The 22136-nt window shown below is 48.1% G+C and carries 18 protein-coding genes and 1 other RNA gene; 16 read left to right on the plus strand and 3 right to left on the minus strand.

All coding sequences use genetic code 11. The features are described from left to right. Positions 1-81 precede the first annotated feature (81 nt). The gene (locus MA2_RS08410) at positions 82-981 is read right to left on the minus strand and encodes a 2OG-Fe dioxygenase family protein (RefSeq protein ID WP_211269847.1); all 900 of its coding nucleotides are present in this window, start codon (positions 979-981) and stop codon (positions 82-84) included. A gap of 621 nt (positions 982-1602) precedes the next feature. Between MA2_RS08410 and clpB the strand changes: the two genes are divergently transcribed. The 8 genes from clpB to gspK all read left to right on the plus strand — a co-directional run bounded on the left by clpB (position 1603) and on the right by gspK (position 9999). After that, the gene (clpB, locus tag MA2_RS08415) at positions 1603-4197 is read left to right on the plus strand and encodes an ATP-dependent chaperone ClpB (protein WP_067058826.1); all 2595 of its coding nucleotides are present in this window, start codon (positions 1603-1605) and stop codon (positions 4195-4197) included. Positions 4198-4459: 262 nt separating this feature from the next. Further along, positions 4460-4948 (plus strand): ACP-like domain-containing protein, encoded by a 489-nt coding sequence (locus tag MA2_RS08420; RefSeq protein WP_079352027.1) that lies wholly within the window; start codon positions 4460-4462, stop codon positions 4946-4948. A gap of 217 nt (positions 4949-5165) precedes the next feature. Continuing rightward, complete coding sequence (locus MA2_RS08425) at positions 5166-6314, plus strand: beta-ketoacyl-ACP synthase III (protein ID WP_067058864.1); 1149 nt, start codon at positions 5166-5168, stop codon at positions 6312-6314. Positions 6315-6409: 95 nt separating this feature from the next. Beyond that, positions 6410-7018: a TetR/AcrR family transcriptional regulator gene (locus tag MA2_RS08430; protein WP_067058829.1), complete on the plus strand. Its 609-nt coding sequence runs from the start codon at positions 6410-6412 to the stop codon at positions 7016-7018. Between the two features lie 23 nt (positions 7019-7041). Beyond that, positions 7042-7659: a prepilin-type N-terminal cleavage/methylation domain-containing protein gene (locus tag MA2_RS08435; protein WP_067058831.1), complete on the plus strand. Its 618-nt coding sequence runs from the start codon at positions 7042-7044 to the stop codon at positions 7657-7659. Continuing rightward, positions 7656-8060 (plus strand): type II secretion system minor pseudopilin GspI, encoded by a 405-nt coding sequence (gene gspI, locus MA2_RS08440; protein WP_067058833.1) that lies wholly within the window; start codon positions 7656-7658, stop codon positions 8058-8060. The genes MA2_RS08435 and gspI overlap by 4 nt, the downstream gene beginning before the upstream one ends. A gap of 8 nt (positions 8061-8068) precedes the next feature. After that, positions 8069-8824, plus strand: a complete 756-nt coding sequence (gene gspJ, locus MA2_RS08445; protein ID WP_067058835.1) for a type II secretion system minor pseudopilin GspJ — start codon at positions 8069-8071, stop codon at positions 8822-8824. Further along, positions 8821-9999 carry a type II secretion system minor pseudopilin GspK gene (gene gspK, locus MA2_RS08450; RefSeq protein ID WP_067058837.1) on the plus strand — a complete coding sequence of 393 codons (1179 nt, stop codon included), beginning with the start codon at positions 8821-8823 and terminating at the stop codon, positions 9997-9999. Before gspJ ends, gspK begins: the two co-directional genes overlap by 4 nt. 89 nt (positions 10000-10088) lie before the next feature. On the opposite strand, the gene ssrS is transcribed toward gspK, so the two are convergent. Continuing rightward, positions 10089-10278: non-coding RNA, 6S RNA (gene ssrS / locus MA2_RS08455), on the minus strand. A gap of 144 nt (positions 10279-10422) precedes the next feature. Between ssrS and gpmI the strand changes: the two genes are divergently transcribed. The 8 genes from gpmI to lpxA all read left to right on the plus strand — a co-directional run bounded on the left by gpmI (position 10423) and on the right by lpxA (position 20972). Then, on the plus strand, positions 10423-12036 hold the full coding sequence (gpmI, locus tag MA2_RS08460; protein ID WP_067058866.1) for a 2,3-bisphosphoglycerate-independent phosphoglycerate mutase: 1614 nt from the start codon (positions 10423-10425) through the stop codon (positions 12034-12036). An 80-nt stretch (positions 12037-12116) separates the two neighbouring features. Further along, positions 12117-13697: a S41 family peptidase gene (locus MA2_RS08465; RefSeq protein WP_245945320.1), complete on the plus strand. Its 1581-nt coding sequence runs from the start codon at positions 12117-12119 to the stop codon at positions 13695-13697. A 98-nt stretch (positions 13698-13795) separates the two neighbouring features. Further along, positions 13796-15175, plus strand: coding sequence for an RIP metalloprotease RseP (gene rseP, locus MA2_RS08470; RefSeq protein WP_067058839.1), 1380 nt, complete (start codon positions 13796-13798; stop codon positions 15173-15175). Positions 15176-15414: 239 nt separating this feature from the next. Further along, the gene (bamA, locus tag MA2_RS08475) at positions 15415-17820 is read left to right on the plus strand and encodes an outer membrane protein assembly factor BamA (protein ID WP_067058870.1); all 2406 of its coding nucleotides are present in this window, start codon (positions 15415-15417) and stop codon (positions 17818-17820) included. A 51-nt stretch (positions 17821-17871) separates the two neighbouring features. Continuing rightward, positions 17872-18399, plus strand: coding sequence for an OmpH/Skp family outer membrane protein (locus MA2_RS08480; RefSeq protein ID WP_115254048.1), 528 nt, complete (start codon positions 17872-17874; stop codon positions 18397-18399). A gap of 20 nt (positions 18400-18419) precedes the next feature. Continuing rightward, complete coding sequence (lpxD, locus tag MA2_RS08485) at positions 18420-19475, plus strand: UDP-3-O-(3-hydroxymyristoyl)glucosamine N-acyltransferase (RefSeq protein ID WP_067058841.1); 1056 nt, start codon at positions 18420-18422, stop codon at positions 19473-19475. Between the two features lie 107 nt (positions 19476-19582). Continuing rightward, on the plus strand, positions 19583-20095 hold the full coding sequence (fabZ, locus tag MA2_RS08490; protein WP_067058843.1) for a 3-hydroxyacyl-ACP dehydratase FabZ: 513 nt from the start codon (positions 19583-19585) through the stop codon (positions 20093-20095). Positions 20096-20195: 100 nt separating this feature from the next. Beyond that, the gene (gene lpxA, locus MA2_RS08495) at positions 20196-20972 is read left to right on the plus strand and encodes an acyl-ACP--UDP-N-acetylglucosamine O-acyltransferase (protein WP_067058846.1); all 777 of its coding nucleotides are present in this window, start codon (positions 20196-20198) and stop codon (positions 20970-20972) included. Positions 20973-20982: 10 nt separating this feature from the next. Here lpxA and tgt read toward each other — a convergent pair whose 3' ends face one another. Then, positions 20983-22119, minus strand: coding sequence for a tRNA guanosine(34) transglycosylase Tgt (tgt, locus tag MA2_RS08500; RefSeq protein WP_067058874.1), 1137 nt, complete (start codon positions 22117-22119; stop codon positions 20983-20985). Between the last annotated feature and the right edge of the window lie 17 nt (positions 22120-22136).

Below are 22136 nucleotides of genomic sequence, written 5' to 3' on the forward strand. Positions count from 1 at the left end.
TTATTAAAAAGATAAAAGGTACAAATGTATTTACTAGACTTTCTACACCTAGTTTATTTGAATTAGTTAAACTCATAATTGCTACTCTAACTCAAAATCAACTGGATAATCAGGGTGTGGCTTAATAGAATCGTAAGGAAAAGATATATGTTTCTCTAAGCAAGGTTTTCTTGTAAAAAAAATCAACATATCCCTCGTTGCCCACTCTTTTAAATTCATTTGAAAAACAGGGCTTAAGCTATGCTTAAATTCGTTATCCTTTATTAAGAGACTATCTAAAAATTTTTTATGTTGTATTGAGTTCACTAGATTTTCATTTTTTGCCTCTTCAAAACAAATACCACTTTTTTCAAGATTGGAATGTATATTTGTAATAGCACTATTTTCAGTCATGTTATGATGCCCTAATATGATAGTCATTGTGTGGTCAACACCATCAGAATGTACGCCTTCTAAAGCAGGTTCACCTAATAAATCCTCTTGTGTTATAGTTCCTAAATGAAACACCGTTGTAACCCAATTGACTGAACTATAATCAAGATTTTTACGAGGTAGTGTATAGATGTTAGAAATAATATGGTTTTTTACTTTAAGCATTCCTTGAAAGGCTAAATTTCTTGTTAGTCGTTCTTCTAAACCAACAAAATATCTAATTTTACCTGAGTCATGCCTAATAAAGTCCTCATCTACTGAAAGCACAAAAGGTTGAAATTCTGTTCTGTAGATTACTTTGCTTAAATTATTATGAAAAAATCTACCATTTCTGCTTTCTCTAAATTCTAGAGTTTCTCTAAATTCTAGAGTTGGGTCTGAAGGCAGATTATCACTCATTTCCTTCAACTGATTGATTTCTTCAATACCAATTCCCATATCTTGTAGCAACTCAATCATCTGCTCACTTGCAATAAATAGATAACCATCCTGCTGATATAGCTTTTTAAGATTACAAATACTTTTCAGAAATCGCTCATTGTTCTTCATTTGATTACTCCTCAAAAAATTAAAGAATAATCAATCAAACAAACGAACTGTAACTAGAAAATATTCAAAAATATGCTAAAAAGATTTTTTATGCTGAAAGGAAAAAACTGGCTATGGCTAAAAAACCATTGTTTTCGTAGGTGAGTTAAATTTAATTGATTTGATTTTAACTTTTTAAATATAACTTAAAGCCTATATGTTTAATTATTTCAAGCAGTACCTCAAATGACCACTATTCTAGTTAATGACCAGTTTAAATCAAAATGGATTTTTCATATTGAAGAATACTTGAGTGTTCATGTTAATAGAGAATGACTGTTTATGTGATATGAGAATAAATGTTCAAGTTAAATAGAATATGCAATCAATCAACCAGTTAAAATGATCGAACAGCGATCGGTCGGGTTGGGTTGTCTTTTTTGGCGTTATTTGATGAACCGGTTGTCACTGGCTAAAATACCACCCTTTCAGCCCAATTCTTTGAAGATTTCTTTAAAAATTAAGCATATGACGCAAAAGTCATAAAAAAAACTAGACAAATAAAAAAATTTCTGTTTTTACTATTGAAACCCCAAAACATAACCACATATAACCACCAATTCACTTTCAAGGACAACAACAATGCAATTTGAAAAATTTACCCAAAAACTGCAAGACACCATTCGCCAAGCGCAAAGTCTTGCCGTTGGGCGAGATAATACCGCCATCGAGCCGATTCATTTGCTCAGCGTGCTGCTACAAGACCCTGCCCACCTAGCTATCTACACACAGGCAGGCGCGAATGCCGAGCGTTTGACCCAAGCGATTGAACAGGCACTTGACCAACAAGCCGTGCTGTCTAACCCAACGGGAGAGGCAAATTTAAGCTCAGGTAGCGTTAAGGTGCTTAACCTTGCCGATCGTCATGCCCAAAAAGCAGGCGATGACTTTATTGCCACCGAATGGGTACTGCTGGCATTGGCAGAAACCAGCGACAGCCAACAATTATTAGAAAAAGTCGGCGTGAATGCTGCCAACTTGCGCCAAGTGATTCAACAAATAAGAGGCAACCAAACTGTGAACAATCAAAACGCCGAAGACCAGCGCGACGCGCTCAATAAATACACCATTGATCTAACTGCGCGCGCCGAAAGCGGCAAGCTTGACCCCGTCATCGGGCGTGATGACGAAATCCGCCGTACCATCCAAGTGCTATCACGCCGCACCAAAAATAACCCCGTGCTGATTGGCGAGCCGGGGGTGGGTAAAACCGCCATTGTCGAAGGTTTGGCGCAAAAAATCATCAACCGTGAAGTTCCCGAAGGCTTGCGTAACAAACGCGTGTTGTCGTTGGATTTGGGTGCGTTGATTGCAGGCGCAAAATTCCGTGGTGAGTTTGAAGAACGCCTCAAAGCCGTGCTATCCGAGCTTGCCAAACAAGAAGGACAGGTAATTTTATTCATCGATGAGATTCATACCATGGTTGGCGCGGGCAAAGCCGATGGCGCGATGGACGCAGGCAATATGCTCAAACCTGCCCTAGCGCGCGGTGAGCTGCACTGTGTAGGCGCGACCACGTTGGATGAATACCGCCAATACATCGAAAAAGATGCCGCGCTTGAGCGTCGTTTTCAAAAAGTCTTGGTTGATGAGCCCAGCGTCGAGGACACCATCGCCATTTTGCGCGGACTCAAAGAACGCTATGAGCTGCACCACGGGGTGGATATTCAAGATAGCGCGATTATCGCTGCGGCGCGCATGAGCCACCGTTACATCACCGATCGCAAACTGCCCGACAAAGCGATTGATTTGATTGACGAAGCCGCCAGCCGCTTGCGTATGGAGATGGACAGCAAGCCTGAAGCTTTGGGCAAACTTGAAAGCCGTATCATGCAGCTTAAAATGCAGCGCGAAACTTTGAAAAACGAAGATGACGAAGGCGCAAAATCACAGTTTAAACTGCTAGAAAGCCAAATCGCTGAACTTGACAAAGAATACGCCGATTTAAATGAAGTTTGGCAAGCTGAAAAAGCCTTAGACAAAGGCAGCCAACAGCTTAAAGAGGAATTAGACAAAGCCCGTATTGCGTTAGAAAAAGCTAGCCGCGACAGCGACTATGAGCGCATGGCAAAATTGCAATACGAAACCATTCCGCAGCTAGAACGCCAAATTCGCGAAACCAACTTGGCAGAAACCAAAGCGCAAAGCGAGGACGGTGGTACAAAACTCTTGCGCAACAAAGTTACTGACAATGAAATTGCCGAAGTCGTCAGCGCAGCCACAGGCATTCCTGTCAATAAAATGCTGCAAGGTGAGCGCGAAAAAATGCTGCACATGGAAGACAAACTCCATGAGCGCGTGGTGGGTCAAGACGAGGCTGTGCAAGCCGTCGCCAACGCTGTGCGCCGTAGCCGTGCAGGGTTGTCTGATCCCAATCGCCCAAGTGGTTCGTTCTTGTTCTTAGGGCCAACGGGCGTGGGTAAAACTGAGCTGACCAAATCTTTGGCAAACTTCTTGTTTGATGATGAAAACGCCATGATTCGTATCGATATGTCAGAATTCATGGAAAAACACAGCGTGAGCCGCTTGGTGGGTGCACCTCCAGGATATGTTGGCTACGAAGAAGGCGGCGTTTTGACCGAAGCGGTACGCCGTAAGCCGTACAGCGTGGTGCTATTTGATGAGGTCGAAAAAGCCCATCCTGATGTGTTTAATATCTTGCTACAGGTGCTAGACGATGGACGCTTGACCGACTCACAAGGTCGCGTGGTGGACTTTAAAAACACCGTAATCATCATGACCAGTAACTTAGGTAGCCACAAAATTCAAGAGATGGCAGGCGACAGCTACGATGACATCAAGGCTGCGGTAATGAACTCGGTCAATCAGCACTTCCGCCCCGAATTCATCAACCGTATTGATGAAATCGTTGTGTTCCATCCGTTGGGGCAAGCGCAAATGGCAGGTATTGCTGACATTCAATTGGCACGTCTGCGCTTACGCCTTGCTGAGCGCGAGATCAGCATCGTATTTTCAGATGACGCGATGAACCAACTGGTAGCGGTGGGTTATGACCCCGTGTATGGCGCGCGTCCGCTAAAACGTGCGATTCAGCAGGAAATCGAAAATCCGCTGTCAATGCGCTTGTTGTCGGGTGATTTTGTCGCAGGTGATACCATCAAGGTCGATATTGGCGCGGACAACCGCTTGACATTTGATAAATTGCGCGTCAGCTAATTGATTGGTTTGAACAAAAATAAGTCACCTTGTGTGGCTTATTTTTTTTGCCTATTTAAACGTCTAATGCATACAATTTTACCGCCAGTTATCGTAAGTGTGGCAAAATCGTTGGGATAAATTGCGCGCTTTGCATGTGGCACATTTTAGGCGTATGATGGCTATACCGTCAAAGCTTGTCCAGCTGGTGCAGGTTTTGGTGTTAGATGAAACAACGCTGTTTCAGATTTAAAAATTTAGATGTAAAAAACTTGGGGGAACCATGAAGACTAAACACATGCATTTGGGTCACGCATTACTGGGCGTGGCATTGGCAGCAGGGCTTGCCAGTGGCGTGGCACAAGCAGCCACCCAGCACACACCCTACCATGACCACCAATACGAGTACGACAACCGCCCACTTGAGCACCGTTTTGAGGGTGAAACCAACCCACCGCACCAAGTGATCAGCAACCCAACCGAATACACGCGCACCGTCAATTACCGTTGCCAAAGTGGTAAATCATTAAAAGTCACTTATGGCTTTAATCACCAAGGCTTGCCAACGTATGCCGCGTTCCGCGACGGCGGACGCATACAGTCACTACCAATTGATCTCAATCGCTCAGATAACGTCGATAGCGAATTTAACAGCGTACGCGGTTATCGTTTGGTGACAGATAGCCTCAACAGCAAAAATTATCGTAAAAAACCGATTATGGTCACCGCACCCAATCAACAGATCATTTACAAAGGCTGTAATCCACGTTAATTGAGTAAATTTTCGATAGAACGACGGCAAATCATCATGGTTTGCCGTTTTTTTTACTTTAAAATAGCCGCAAACTTTGAAATATTTTGTAACATACGTCGCCAAGGTGATCATTTACAGGCATAATACAGGCATTTGTGCAGATTTGTATTGCTACATTTACCCATAAGAATTTGGCAAGCAAAAATCTTGAACTGTTAGCTATAAGGAACTCATGATGGCGATTTGCATCACCGCAACAGGGCTATACACGCCGCCGCACCGTATCAGCAATGAAGAGTTGGTCGCGGTATTCAACCAATACGTTGATCGCTACAACGCCGAGCACGCCGATGCGATTGCCGCAGGTGAAGTGGAGGCACTGCAACATTCATCGGCAGAATTTATCGAAAAAGTATCGGGAATAAAATCGCGCTATGTGGTTGATAAATCAGGTATTTTAGACCCTGAGGTCATGGCACCTAAAATCCCTGCGCGCAAACTGGGTGAAGAGCTGTCAGTGATGGCAGAAATGGGCGTTGCTGCGCTACAACAAGCCTTACAAGCGGCAGGCTTGACGGGGCAGGATTTGGATGTGGTGATTGTTGCGTCATCGAATTTTCAACGCGCGTACCCTGCAATTGCTATCGAGATTCAGCAAGCCATCGGCATGACGGGTGGGTTTGGTTTTGATATGAACGTGGCGTGTAGTGCGGCGACGTTTGGCATCGCGCAGGCAGTGGGGCTGATTGAAACAGGACTTGCTAAGCGCGTGGCGGTACTTAATATTGAAATTACCTCAGCGCACCTCAATTGGCGCAACCGCGATAGCCATTTTATTTTTGGTGATGTTGCCATGGCGACTTTGATTGAGCAAACAGTAACACCACACGGTTATGAGGTTTTGGGCAGTAAGCTATTCACCGAATTTTCAACCAACGTTAAAAACGAGTTTGGCTTTTTAGACCGCAGCGAAAACTTAGCGGCAGGCAGAGCGGCGGATGATTACAACGCGCCTGTGCATGATAAGCTATTTTTGCAAGAGGGGCGCAAGGTGTTTCGTGAAGTGTGCCCTGCTGTGTCAAGTTTGATTTTGTCGCAATTAACCGAGCACCACATTGACAAAACCCGTGTCAAAAAACTGTGGCTGCACCAAGCCAACGCCAATATGGTGGATTTGATTTTGCGCACAGTATTGGGCAAGGACGCGGACAAATCTATCGCGCCATTGGTGATTGATGAGTTTGCCAATACCAGCTCGGCAAGCCCGATGATTGTGTTTCACCGTCACCAAGAGGGCATGACGGCAGGCGATATTGGTGTGATTTGCTCGTTTGGTGCAGGTTATTCGATCGGCTCAATTTTGGTACAAAAATGCGCCCAATAGCCAACGTTTGTCAATTTGCATGAAAATGATTTGGCAATGACTTGTCAGTTAGGTATGATAGCAGCCAATTAAATTTTAATAAAAAAGGATCATGAATGAATCGCCAACAACAGTTTGAACAGCGTGAAGAAAGTATCTTAGCGACCGCCGAACAATTGTTGTTAGAATCAGGTGAAGGTGACATCACGCTTGACAGCCTTGCTCAGCAGCTTGACCTTGCCAAAGGTACGCTGTATAAGCATTTTACCAGCAAGGATGAGCTGTTTTTACGCATTATCATCCGCCAAGAGCTGCAATTGCTGGCGCTTAGCAGCATTGATGACAGCGCGGCAGCAGGGGTGGCACGGGTGATTATGTATCAGTTGTTGTATCCGCAAAAAACCATGTTGCTCAATCAAATTGAGGAGCGTTTGGCAAGCTCGGCGACGGGGCTGAACAAGCTATTTGCCCGCCTTTATGATGTGCGCCGTCAGCGTATGCGGATTTTGATTATCACCACCACCAATTACTTGCAAGAACAAAATAGCTGTCTGACGACGCGCGATTATTTAGCAACGATTTGGGCGTTGGGGCAGGGGGGTGCAGGCTTGCTCAATTCGAGTTTTTATCAGCGGTATTTGGGGCGGCGTGATACTTTGCGTTGGGCGTTGGTGCAGCAGGTGCTTGATTTACCCAAGCATTATAGCAACCCATCGGCTGATTAAATCGTTCTGATATCGCGGCAGCTATGCGCGTTTATTCCTCCTACCAGCTAACTGGTTTGTCTCATCAGCATGCACGTGGCTTTACACTGGTTGAGTTGTTGGTGGTGTTGGTGATTTTGGCGTTGTTTGCAGGCATGATGACGCTATCGGTGTCAGGTAGTGACAACCGCAAAAATTTGGCGTTTTATGAGCATTTGCAAAGTAATTTGCGTTATGTGCGTTTGCTCAGCAGTGAGCGTATGCAACCGTACGGTGTGGCGATCAAACTGGCGGATCATCAAGGCGTGATAGGTTCAGCCACCAATCAGCTGATGGTGGTTAAATTGCCACCTATCGCGCCGTCTGGTGTGGGTCAGCCCAGCCCAACGCCACGTTGGCAGCTTGAAGACAGCATGGCGCCGCTAGATATCCCCAATGGTGTGGATGTCACCATTCAACCGCTTGATGCGGCTAATATTGCCAGCCAACAAACGCCTGCTTGGTTGGTCGGTAACCAAGCACCGCCTGTGGTGTGGTTTGGTACAGGTGAGGCGACCCCTGTGCAAATCATTGTCACCAAAAAAAATGCCGATGACCAACGCTACCCTGTGGGCGCGCCGTTGATCGTCAATGCGGCAGGTGCGGTTGAGGTGGCGCAATGAAGGCGCAACGGACACGACAGGCACGGCAAGCTACCCATCAGCAAGGCTTTACCTTGCTTGAGGTCATGGTCGCATTGGCGATTTTGGCGATGGTTGCGGTGGCAGCCAGTCAAGCTAGCCGCAGCTATTTGCAATCAGTTGCTAATCTTAAGACGCGCACGTTGGCGCAGTTTGTTGCTAACAATGCCTTGACGGATTTACGCACCCAACAGACATGGTTGAACGCGCCAACCAGCAGCCAAATTGATGAACAAGGGCGACATTGGCAAGTTACCGTCACGCCCATACCGATGGGCGACACGTTGGAGCGTGTGCAAATTGCTGTTGCGCCACTGGATGATGGCAGTAGCACGCCGCGCAGTGTGGTGACGTTAGAGGCGATGTTGGTGCGGATGCAATAGGGCGGCGTATGTTACAATCACCCCGCGCACGCGGATTTACTTTAATTGAACTGCTGGTTGCGATTGCGATTTTTGCTGCGTTGGCATTGGCAGGTTGGCAGGTGATGGACAATTTGAGCAAAGCCCGTGACCGCGCCAAGCTGCAAGCTGACCGCTTATCAGATTTGCAATATGCCTATGGACAGCTGGCGCAGGATTTTAGCCAAGCAGTCGGGGCGGTATATGTGCCGCCTAGTGCTGATACCAACAGCAATAGCCCAACCGCTAGCGCACCTGCTGCCACACAAATTGATATCAGCCAAATCGTCCCAAGTTTTGTGCTAGCCAATAACCAAGTTGAAATGGTGCGCAATATGCCGCCCGACCCACGCTTTGCCAACACGCCATCCTTGGCGCGTATTGGTTATGCGCTAGAAAATGACACCTTAGTGCGTACACGCCGCTACGGGCTTGCCAACGCAGATGCCAATACTGACCAAGCCAGTCGCAGCACGCTACTGCACGATGTCAAAGATATGGCATGGGCGGTGTTCACACCTGATAAAACCAACAGCTATCCGACTACCACGGCTGCTGATGGCAGCAACCCCAATGACCCGATTGCACCCTTGCGCACCTTGCCCAAGGCGGTGGAAATCAGTTTTACTTATGCCGATGAGCCAATCACGTGGCGGTTTGCTTTGCCCAATGCCGCGCCTGTTGTGGTCAATGCTTTAGCCTCATCAAACAGCCCAGCATCCGCACCGACAGGGGCAAATCCATGAGCTCGCCAATGAGCCCACAAGCGTCACCGTTGTTGTCAAACCAACGCTTTAGTCAGCAACATGGCATGGCATTGCTAACCGTGCTGTTGTTGGTCGTTGCCATCACCATTATTGCAGGTAGTATGTTGGCGCGTCAGCGGTTGTTGCTGCGTGAATACGCACTGACACAAGACCAAACCCAACTGCGCGAGATGGCATTACTTGGTGAAGGCATGGCGCAGCAAATTTTGCAACAAGACAACCAAGTCAATACCACCGACAGCCTACAAGACAACTGGGCAAAACCCATCAGCGCCCCTGCTTTTGCTGGCGGTCAGCTACAAGTGCAAATCACCGATGCCACCAGTCGTTTTAACCTTAATAATCTCTACCACGACGGCAAACCTGATCCACTAGCGGTCGCGTATTTGCAAGCCTTACTGCTGCATGTCGGGCTAGAACCTAGCATCGCCAATGCCGCACTGGACTGGCAAGATCCCGACAACCAACCCACACCCGATGGGGGGGCAGAAGCCGAATATTACCAAACGTTGGGCAGTACCCGCGTCGCGCCAATCAGCAACCAGCCGTTTCATACGGTTGATGAGCTACGCTTTGTGCGTGGGATGGATGGGCAAAAACTGGCGGTGATTGCGCCGTATTTGACCGCGCAACCGTTTTATACACCCATCAACGTCAATACCGCCGAGCCTGTGCTGATACAAATCGCACCGATTGCCGCCGCGTTAAGCAAAACCAGCAGCCAACAGCAGCAAGCCAACACCCAAGCCGCAGCCACTAGCCCAAGCACTGCCGATATTACCCCTGCCACCCTTGCCCTTGATGCCCAAGCCGTGAACGCATGGGCAAATACCCGTCGCAACACGCCAGCGCTTGAGAGCGTCAGCCAGTTTTGGGCATTGCCGATGTTTGGGCAAAATCAAGACTTATCGCGCCTAGCGGCATTGTTTGATGTACAAAGCCGTGCGTTTGATGTCACCGTGACCGCCGAGCAAGACGGCAAGCAGCGTATACTGCAAAGCACCTTGGCAAAAGTTGACGAACCAAGCAATAACTTTAACCCAAATTTCGCCAGCAATGCGCCCAATTTAGCACCAACGCCTAAAGTCATTGTCGCGTTTAACCGCCGCTTTGTGCCAAGCGTTGCCTCAACCTACGCTAACCAAACTAACTAAAGCAAACTTGACCCATAAAAAAAACCATCTATCAAAAATAAGGGGATGATAGATGGCGAAAAAGTCAATTTAGGCGTAAAGCGAAAAAATACAGCTCCAGAGTACCGCTGTCTATGTGAACCCATGAACTGAAACGTTCAGGGTGGGTATGGCAACCGCTCTACAGGCTTCCTGATTCATCCAAAGATGCAGGCTTGCACACCAAGCGGATAGATCGCATACCCTAAAGTATATTATCAGCTCAGGTAATGCATAAACTGGCGAATACTCCAGATGGTCAGATTGTAACACAAACCCAAGCCGCACGCAAAAAATCCATTTGCAAATTGCTAACACGCCAAGCCTATCAGCTTATGCTATAATTTAGCCAGTTTTTTACTGATTCTTATGAATGATCACAACACTTGAGAATGTCCTATGAGCATGGCTCCATCGACCACTGACAAAAAAATTCCGTATGTACTGATGATTTTAGACGGTTTTGGACATCGTGTGGATACGCGTGATAACGCCATCGCCGCCGCACATACCCCGTATTTGGATCAAATTTATCAGACTTATCCTCATGGCTTGATCTCAGGCTCAGGTGAGGACGTTGGCTTGCCTGAGGGGCAATTTGGCAATTCAGAAGTCGGGCATATGAACTTGGGCGCAGGGCGGATTTTGTACCAAGATTCAACGCGTATTCATCAGCAAATCAGAAACGGCGAATTTTTTCATAATCCCGTGTTGGTTGAGGCAGTCACCGCTGCCAATGCCCATCACGGGCGCGTGCATGTGATGGGCTTGTTGTCAGATGGTGGTGTGCATGCCCACCAAGACCACATCGTGGCGATGTGCGAGCTTGCCTTGCAGCAGGGCGCAAAACAGGTGTTGGTGCATGCGTTTTTGGATGGACGCGACACACCACCAAAAAGTGCTGACAAATACCTTGGCGAATTTGCTATCGCCATTGCCGCGCTCAACCAACGGTACAACACAGGCAATGTTGCTGTGGTAAGCTTGATTGGACGCTATTTTGCCATGGATCGCGATAAACGTTGGGAGCGCGTGCAGCAGGCGTATGATCTGCTCACACAAGCCAAAGCCGTGCACAGCGCAGATACCGCTGAAGCAGGTTTAGCAACAGCGTATGCAGCAGGCGAAACCGATGAGTTTGTCCAAGCCACACGCATTGATGTGCCCAATCAATCAGCTGAATTTGGCGCGATCCAAGACGGTGACAGCGTTGTGTTTATGAACTTTCGCGCTGATCGAGCACGCCAATTGACCGCTGCTTTAACAGATCCTAAGTTCAACGGCTTTAGCCGCGCGCGTACACCAACACTTGCCCGCTTTGTCATGCTGACGCGGTATTCCGATGACTTGGCAGCACAAGACATCAGCCAAGTGGCATTTTTACCCACGTCATTGGACAACACTTTGGGCGAATACTTACAAAAATTGGGTAAAACCCAGCTACGCATTGCTGAAACCGAAAAATACGCCCACGTGACGTTTTTCTTTAGCGGTGGGCGAGAAGCCGAATATAGCGGTGAGACACGGATTTTGGTACCGTCGCCCGATGTGGCGACTTATGATTTAAAGCCTGAAATGAGCGCGTATGAAGTAACCGAGCAGTTAAAAGCTGCGATTGAATCGGGCAAATACGATGTGTTGGTGGTGAACTATGCCAACGGCGATATGGTCGGGCATACAGGTGTGTTTGACGCGGCGGTCAAAGCAGTTGAAACGCTCGATCACTGCGTGCATACCATCAGCGAGGCAGTACTGGCAGCCGATGGGCATTTGCTGATCACCGCTGATCATGGTAACGTTGAGCAAATGCAGGACTATGACAGCGGACAAGTACATACCCAGCACACCACCGAGCTTGTGCCATTGATTTATATCAATCAACACGCGACGCCTGCCAATACCCAAATCCGTGCCAACGGACGTCTGTCCGATGTTGCTCCGACAATTTTGGACTTGATGGGTGTTCCCAAGCCTGAAGAGATGACAGGAGAAAGCTTATTGGTGCGTACTGATTCGTGACTATCCTAACAACCATGACAACGCTTAAAAAAAAGCGTTTAAACTAAATTGTAGTTCAATATCGCCCAAGCCAACGTTGAGTGCCGTTTGTGAAGCCCAGTCAAACCAACCTTGTGTATCAACCTAACCGTGTTGTAAGTCAGTCAAATGCCGTGCGCTTATCAGTGTTGGCATTGGCACTTGGCGTCTTACTTGGTGGGGTGTGGGTAGCAACGGCGCAGGCACGACCCAATACCCCCTCTTTTAATGCGTCCACCGACACAGCCACCGCGAAAACTGCCACCAAATCACCACAAGCAGGTACACAAAAAAGCGTCAAGCTCAACGATGCGGTGGTTGATGCTATCAACATACAAGCCAGTACGCCGCAGCCGCTGCCAACAGGTGCGCCAACGCGCTATGATGTAACAGGTGAGGACATGGCAGGTTCTGGCGATGAAATGGACGGCGGCGATGTAGAAGTACCTAATGCTCAAATGGGCGATATCAATGCGCCCAATAGCATTCCTTCTGCCAGCTTACCGATGGACGCCAGTGTGCCCGACATAGGCGCGACGGGCAATGTTGCCTTAGGCGCGATTGCACCGACCACAGTGGCGAAGTTTGTTAAAGTCGTGGATACCATTCGCCAGCAGTATGTGCGCAGCACAAGCGATGAAGGTATTTTCGCCGATGCCATTGATGGCATGCTGACAGGGCTAGACCCGTATTCAGAATACCTTGACGCGCAGGCGTTTGATAATTTACGCCTGTTCACCGATGGTGATGTGGGTAGCATCGGCGTGACGGCGCGTTTTCATCCTGATGACAAAATGTGGGTATTTGATGAGGTCTTACCCAATTCACCTGCTGCGCGCGCAGGTATTTTACGCAATTTTTATTTGCACCAAATCAACGACATAAAGCTCAGCGATGAGCAAACCCAACAGGATATTGACCAACTGTTATCGGGTATTGCAGGCTCTCAGGTGCGTCTTGTTGTGTCGGACAAAGGACGGCGCAAGCACACCGTGACCGTGCAGCGCAGTCTGGTTCAGCAGCAGCCGATTGCCGCGCAATGGATTGATGGGGTAGCAGTGGTGCACATTCCTGTGTTTCAAAATACCACAGGGCAGCAGCTGATGGCAGCACTGGCAAATCTGCCGCAACCATTTAGCGCGTTGGTGATTGATATTCGCAACAATCCAGGTGGTGTATTATCCGCCGCCAGCGACGTTGCCAGCTTGTTTATGCAAGATAAACCTGTCGTACAGGTGCATAAGCAGCAACAATTACAAGAACAAGTCATGACCCATGGGCAAGTGCAGTTTGCCGATATGCCGCTTGTGATTGTGCAAAATCGTTACTCCGCTTCTGCCGCCGAGGTGCTTGCCAGCAGCTTGCAAGAAAATGCCCGCGCGACAATCTTTGGTGAAACCAGTTATGGCAAGGGTTCAATTCAAAGTATCGTGCCACTCGGCGACAATACGGCAGTTAAACTCACCGTTGCGCATTATTATTCAGGACAAGGCAAAAAAATTGATGGTGTGGGAGTAAAACCCGATATTGCCTTAACAAGTGCAGAAACCGACTGGCAAACACAGGTGCTAGATTGGCTCAAACAGCAAAAACCAACCAAAGTTTACCGCGTGCAAATACCTGTTGCACCGCAGCAGTTTTAAAATAGCCAAAACCGCGCCTAATCAATTGTTTTTGCACCATTGTTTTGGCAAAAATTAGCCCAATTATTGTTTGCATCCTATCACATAAAAGGCAAACTATGACGTTATTGATGACGATTTTGGCGGCGATTGTTGTGCTTGGGCCTTTGGTCGCGCTGCATGAATGGGGGCATTACATCGTCGCCCGATTGTGTGGGGTCAAAGTGCTGACCTACTCCATCGGTTTTGGCCCTAAACTCATCAGTTGGACAAGCCGCAAAACAGGCATTAACTACGCGCTGTCGGCGCTGCCACTGGGCGGCTATGTCAAAATGCTAGATGAGCGCGAAGGCGAGGTTGCCGCGCATGAGCGGCATTTGGCGTTTAACAACCAAACGCCGCTTAAAAAAATCGCCGTGGTTGCGGCAGGTCCGTTGATGAACCTATTGATAGCCATGTTGCTATTTTGGGTGATTTTACTGGTACCCAAAACCATGCTGGCGACCAAAATCGGTAGCATCGCGCCCAATACACCTGCCAGCCATGCCGCGTTAGCCGTTGGCGATGAAATCACCGCCATTGACCAAACGCGTGTGCAAAACTGGCAGGACATCAACTTTGCCTTAGCAGACCGTATGGGTGAGACGGGCAAGATCGTTTTGACGGTCAATAACGCACAGGGGACGCATGACGTTGACGTGCCCATCACGCGATTTTTGCAAGCCGAAAATAACCATGACAAGCAGGCTGCCGAATCACCGATTGATGGCTTTGGCGCGATCCCATGGCAGCCTAAAATCACGCCTGTAATCCAAGCGATCATGCCTGATAGTGCCGCAGCGCGCCAAGGGCTACAGGTCGGCGACACCATCACGGCGGTCAATGGTCAGCCGATTGATGACTGGCTAAGCTTTGCCAACATTGTGCGCCAAAATCCCGAAACCTTGCTTCACATCACCGTCATGCGTGATATGCAGCCTGTGACGCTCCAAATCATGCCACAGGGCAAAAAAGATGTCATGGGCAATCGCGTTGGACAAATTGGCGCACAAGCAAAAACTGGCAATATACAAATTCCTGCCGAATACCAACAAACCGTGCGCTATACCCCTGTACAGGCGGCAGGCAAAGCAGTCACCCAAATGGCGGATTTAAGCCTGATGACGCTCAAATTCATGGGTAAAATGCTCACAGGGCAAATTGGCGTTGAAAACCTATCAGGTCCGATCACCATTGCCAAAGTGGCGCACCAAAGTTTTGGTATTAACTGGCAGGCGGTACTATCGTTCATGGCGGTGGTGAGCTTAAGCCTTGCCGTGCTCAACTTGTTACCCATTCCTGTGCTTGACGGTGGACACATCGTGCTGTACGCCTATGAAGCAGTATTTGGTAAGCCCATGCCCGAGCGCGTACAGGCGATTGGCATGAATATCGGTTTGGTGCTATTGGGTGGTTTTATGATTTTGGCAATCAGTAATGACATCAGTCGATTGTTTTAATTGATTCAATCGGTTTGTATGAAGCCGCAGCGTTGCCAAGCATTGCGGTTTTTTTGATTCGTGTAGCTAACTTTAGCGACAAATTTACCCGAACGTACAAATTGCGTACGTGGCTTGCGATTTTTCGGTGACAAAGTTAAGCGTTATTGTTATCATGGTACGCCAAAATATCGAGCCCTCATGCTACATGGTGGGCGGTAAGCCCAACGCACAAGTCGGGCAATGAAGTGGAACAGCGTATGCGAAATTCAGCGTTATTTTTTCTAGCACCGTTGGCAATCGTTGCCCAACACGCCCACGCGGCGGATTTTGTCGCCTCAAGCGTGCAAGTTGTCGGCTTAAGCCGTCTTACACCTGACAATATCTATCCGCTGCTTGACGTCAGCGCAGGCGAGACTGCCACCGAAGATAATATTGCCCAAAGCATCAATGCGCTGTATGAAACGGGTAATTTTTCTGACGTTAAGGCCGAACAAATTGGTAATAATCTAGTATTTACGGTCAAAGAACGCCCGATTATCGCCAGTATTGATGTAGATGGCAATAAGATGGTGCCCAAAGAGGCATTGATGGACGGGCTTAAGCGCATTGGCGTGATTGAAGGCAATCCGCTCAAGCAATCCACCATTGAGCAGCTGACCAATGAGCTAAAACAGCAGTACAACCAGCAAGGCTATTACAACAGTGACATCACCGTCACCCAAACACCGCTTGATAACAACCGCGTCGCGCTCAAATTTCAGTTTAATGAGGGCAAGCCTGCGCGCGTTGTTGATATCAACATCATCGGCAACCAATACTTTAGCGATAAAGACATTGAAGATGCCATGAGCATCAAACAAAAGCCGTGGTACAATGTGTTTAGTAAATCCGACCGCTATGCGCGCGAAAAACTTGCCGCAAGCCTTGAGGGCGTGACCGCGCTGTATCAAAACGCAGGTTTTGTCAATTTTAGTATCAATGATGCCATTCTTAACATCAGCCCCGAAAAAGATAAAATTTATATCGAGCTTAATCTTAGCGAAGGTGAACAATACAAATTTGGTAAAATCAACTTTTTGGGCAATCCTAACTACGACATGGCGCAACTACAAAAACAAGTCGCCTTTAAGCCCAATGATCGCTACTCACAACAGCAAATTACCACCACCGTTGAAAATCTAACCGCTATGTATGGCGCAGATGGCTATTATTTTGCCCAAGTGCGCCCTGTGCCGCATATCAATGAAGAGACCAAAACCGTTGATATAGATTTTTTCATTGACCCTGTACGCCCCGTATATGTGCGTCGTATCAATTTTACGGGCAATACCAAAACCGATGATGAGGTATTGCGCCGTGAGATGCGTCAGCTTGAAGGTGCGCTAGCGTCGAATGAAAAAATCCAGCTATCGCGCACACGCCTGATGCGGACAGGCTTTTTTAAGACCGTTAATGTTGATGTCAAACCTGTGCCCAATACCCCCGACCAAGTCGATATCAATATCGCTGTTGAAGAGCAGCCCTCGGGCTCAGTGACGGTGGCAGCAGGTTATTCACAAAGTGGCGGTGTGACGTTTCAGGCAGGTTTGAGCCAATCAAACTTCATGGGCACAGGTAACCGCGTCAATATTCAGCTATCACGCTCAGAAACCGTTGATAACTATAGCGTTGGCTACACCAATCCGTACTTTACCGCCGATGGCGTGTCGCAAAGTGGGTCAGCGTACTACCGTAAAACCAAATACGACAATAAAAATATTTCAAACTACGTCACCGACTCATACGGCTTGCGCCTTGGTGTGGGATACCCAATTGATGAAACCAAAAGCCTAAGTGCAGGGCTAACGCTTGATCGTACCAAAATCCAAGGCGGTCGCTATTTGGCGGTGTCCAACTACCAATATTTGGTCGATGAAGGCAAGCTTGACAAACGCTTAGACAGTGACGGCATTCCAAGCTTTAGCGCGCCGTTTAAAACCGCCAGCTTAGATTTGGGTTGGAACTGGAATACCTTAGACCGAGGCGTATTCCCGACCAAAGGTATGTCGCATGATGTCAATTTAAGCTTAGCATTTGGTGATGTCGATTACCAAAAAATCGTCTATAACGGCAACTACTATCACCCGTTTTATAAAAATACCGTGCTGCGCGGCTATACCAAGCTAGGCTATGGCAATGATTTGCCGTTTTGGGAAAACTTCTTTGCTGGCGGCTATGGCTCAGTTCGTGGCTTTGAAAACGGCACATTAGGTCCAACCAGTCCGCGCTATTACGTTGCCCAAAATTACAACGGGCAAGACCCATACCCCGAGGAAGTCGGTGGCAACGCAATGGCACAGTTTGGGCTTGAGCTGGTTTTACCTACCCCCAGCAAAGCTGACTGGGCAAGCCAAGTGCGTCCTGTCTTGTTTGTTGAGGGCGGGCAAGTGTTTGACACCACCGACCGCTATAACAAAACCATCAACATCACCGACGCCGATGGTAACACCGTCAAAACCAAGCTGCTTAATGACAAGGATGAAGACTTACGCTTTAGCGCAGGTGTGGGCATGACGTGGATTACGCCGATTGGTCCAATTTCAATCAGCTACGCCAGACCGTTGAACAAGAAAAAATACGACCGCGTGGATAACGTCCAATTTGAGATCGGACGCTTGTTCTAAATTGGATCAATCAAACAGACCGTAAAATTTCGAAGCTTCGAGTACAGTAAAATGATGAAAAAATCCTTGATGACCCTAGCCAGTATGGCACTTGGTGGTATGCTATTGAGCCAAAGCGCGGCGGCAGGTGTGGTTGCTGTGTGGGATTCTCAACAAGCGTTAATCAAGACCAATTACGCCAAAGCCAAACTGGCTAATTTGCAATCTAGCCTAGCAGGGCGGCAACAACAGCTTAAAACCTATCAAAGCACTATTGAACGTTTACAGCAGCAGTACGCCAGTCAGCAAGCCAGCATGACCGAGGCACAAAAACAAGAGCTCCGCCGCCAGATTGAAACCAACATCGCAAGCTATGAAACCATCGAGGCGCAAGTTACCAAAACCTTGATTGATAATAGAAAAGAGATGATGCGACAAATCGCACCAAAAATGAAAGGTATCATTGAAAGCATCGTCAAACAAAAAAATATCGATGTCTTAATTGATAGCAGCGATGGCGTGGTGACCTATGCCAAACCTGAGCTTGATGTCACAGCGGACTTTACCCAACGTATCAATGAGCAAGTGCCGGCCAAATAATGGGTTATAAGTAGCAAGCGATGACTCAGCATTACACACTGGCACAAATTATTGCGCATTTATCAGCGCATGACATAAACATACACAATGCGGTAGATTTAGCGGTATTCGGTGAACGCACGATAACGCATATCGCACCGCTTGATCATGCCGATAGCAAAGCGATTAGCTTTTTGGCAGATCGCCGCTATCAAGCGCAGCTCAAAGACACACAGGCAGGTGTGGTATTGGTACGCGCAGCGCAAGCGGCGGATTGTCCTACCGATAGCGTGCCGTTGGTCGTCGATAACCCATATCGCGCGTATGCCGTGACAACACAGCTGTTTGCTTATCAGCAAGACCCGCAAGCTGACAATCAGCAGACACACATTCATCCTACCGCGGTGGTTGCTGATAGTGCGGTGTTGGGTGCAGGCGTGCACATTGGTGCATTTTGCTATATTGGCGATCACGTGCATATTGGCGCAGGCAGTGTGTTGGCGGCGCATTGTGTGATTGAGACAGGTGCAAGCTTGGGACAAGATTGCCAACTGCAAGCGCATTGTTTTATTGGGCATCACTGTGTGCTAGGCGATGGTGTGATGTTGCACAGCCATGCCAGTGTTGGCAATGAGGGTTTTGGCTTTGCGCCAACGGCACGCCCTGACGCCGACGGTTGGCAAAAAATTCATCAGCTAGGGCGCGTGGTGATTGGTAATCGCGTACGTATCGGTAGCCAAACTTGTATTGATCGCGGCGCGCTGGATGATACAGTGATTGAAGATCATGTTATCATCGATAATTTGGTGCAAATCGCGCACAATGTGCAAATCGGTGCAGGCACAGCAATAGCGGCGTGTGTAGGGGTCGCTGGCGGTACGCGTATCGGGCGGCGATGTCTGCTGGGCGGTGGTGTGGGTGTCAATGGGCATATTACCATTACTGACGATGTGGTGATTTTGGGTATGAGCCGCATTACCAAGTCCATTAGCCAGGCAGGAGAGTATGGTTCTGGTACGCCGATGATGCCTGCTGCCCAATGGCGGCGCGCGGCGGTACGTTTTAAGCAGCTGGCTAACGCTGAAAAACCGATTTAAATTACCCGTTATTTTATTATTTATCTGACCGTATTTTGGTTGATAAATCAACATTTTACTTAAAATATGTTGGTTGCTATATAACTGGCATCTGACAGGAATAGATCATGGATTCTGATAAACTCACCCCTGATGATTATACCGCGCTTGCCGAACGCGGCGTCATTCTACCATTAAAAACCGCTCAACTGCGTGATTATTTGCCACATCGTTATCCGTTTATGTTGCTTGATCGCGTCACCGCATGTCAGCCGAATCACTGGATTTGTGCGCTTAAAAATGTCACGGTCAATGAGCCGTATTTTGAAGGACATTTTCCTGATGAGCCGATTATGCCAGGTGTGTTGATGGTTGAAGCGATGGCGCAAGCAGCAGGTGTGCTTAATTATATCAGCAAAAACATCAAGCCTAGCGATGGCTATTTGTATTTGTTTGCAGGTGTGGATAAGGTACGTTTTAAACGCCTTGTCGTACCAGGCGACCAGCTGATTATCCGCGCTGAAAAAATCATGGAGCGTCATACGATTTATAAATTTAGCTGCACTGCACGGGTGGGCGATGAGTTGGCAGCATGTGCCGACATTATGATTTCTGAGCAGCGCGGCGCGATTCGATTATAAACCATAAAAAAGCACGAAAAATAGTGCAAAACTTGAGCCAATAATCAGCCCCAACCGCTAAATCTGCCCAACACCCAGTCATCAGCAAGCAGGATAATTTATGACGATTCACCCAACCGCCCTTGTCGATAGCAGCGCGACAATCCATCCCAGCGCGCAGATTGGTGCGTATTGTGTCATCGGCGAGCAAGTGACCATCGGCGCAGAGACGGTGCTGCATTCACATGTTGTGGTCAAAAAATATACCCGCATCGGCGCGCGCAATGAGATTTTTCAATTTGCCAGTATCGGTGAGGACTGCCAAGATTTAAAATATCGTGGTGAGGTGACGTGGCTTGAGATTGGCGATGACAACCGTATTCGCGAAGCGTGTAGCCTGCATCGCGGCACGGCACAAGACAACGGTATCACGCGCATTGGCAACCGTAATTTGTTGATGGTCAATACCCACATCGCCCACGATTGTGTGGTTGGTGACGACAATGTGATTGCCAACAACGTCGGCATAGCAGGGCATGTGTATATTGGCAATCATATCATCATCGGGGGTAATTCAGGAATTCACCAGTTTTGCCGTGTGGATGATTACAGTTTGATTGGTGGAGCAAGTTTGATTTTAAAAGACGTGGCGGCGTTTAACATGGTATCGGGCAACCCTGCCAAAAGCCACGGCTTAAACATCGAAGGTATGCGGCGCAAAGGCTGGTCAAAAGCTACCATCAATGCCTTACGCCAAGCGTATCGGTTGGTTTTTCGCGCAGGGCTGACCAAAGATGAAGCCATTGCCGCCGTGTGCGAACAGATTTTACCCCATGAACCCTTAGCGCAGCTGCTGATTGATTCACTCAACAACAGTCAACGCGGCGTGGTGCGCTAATGCCGACTAACTAAGTCAATACCAATTCGGGCGCTAAAAGTCCTTGTTTGGCATAAAATTCGCTGACAAATTCATCAAAAAGGTCTTGCTCAATCGCGGTGCGGATATGCTGCATTAAGTTTTGATAATAGCGTAAGTTGTGAATCGTACCAAGTTGTGCCGATAGCATTTCGCCACACTTAAACAAATGGTGCAAATACGCGCGGCTAAAATTTTGGCACGTGTAGCAATCACATTCAGCATCGAGCGGTGATTCATCAAAGCGATTGGCAGCATTTTTGATTTTTACCACCCCTGTACTGGTAAAATAATGCCCGTTGCGCGCGTTGCGTGTCGGCATGACGCAGTCAAACATATCCACCCCACAGCGTACCGCCTCGACGATATCGGCAGGTGTGCCAACGCCCATCAAATAGCGAGGACGCTCAGCAGGCATTTGGTGCGGCAAATAACTAAGTACCGCACGCATTTCTTGTTTGGGCTCACCAACCGACAAGCCGCCGATCGCATAGCCATCAAAACCGATTTCTAACAGCCCTGCCAGCGATTGCGCGCGCAAATCTGCATACATACTGCCTTGGATGATACCAAACAGCGCGTTGTGATTGCCCAAACGATGGTGTTCGTCTCGGCAGCGTTTGCCCCAGCGCAACGACAGTTGGAGCGAGGCCTCAGCTTCGGTGCGTGTGGCAGGATAGGGGGTGCATTCATCAAACTGCATGACGATATCAGAGTTGAGGCTATGCTGAATCTGCATCGATACTTCGGGCGATAAAAACACGCGCGCGCCATCAATCGGTGAGCGAAAATACACGCCCTCTTCACGAATTTTGCGCATCGCGCCCAAGCTAAACACCTGAAAACCGCCTGAATCGGTCAAAATCGGCTTATCCCAACCCATAAACCCGTGCAATCCGCCAAATTGCTCAATGACCGCAGGTGTAGGGCGCAGCCACAGATGAAACGTATTGCCCAAGATGATTTGCGCCTCGATGGCGTGCAGATCACGCGGCAACATACCTTTGACCGTACCATAGGTGCCTACAGGCATAAACACGGGCGTTTGCACCTCACCATGGGCAAGCTTGAGCGTGCCTCGACGCGCGCGGCTTTCGCCTGTGGCGGTTTTGCGAAGAGTAAATTGCATAAAATTATCCTTGGTTT

Origin of the sequence: Moraxella atlantae NBRC 14588 (genome assembly GCF_001591265.1) — a bacterium.
GTDB classification, from domain to species: domain Bacteria; phylum Pseudomonadota; class Gammaproteobacteria; order Pseudomonadales; family Moraxellaceae; genus Faucicola; species Faucicola atlantae.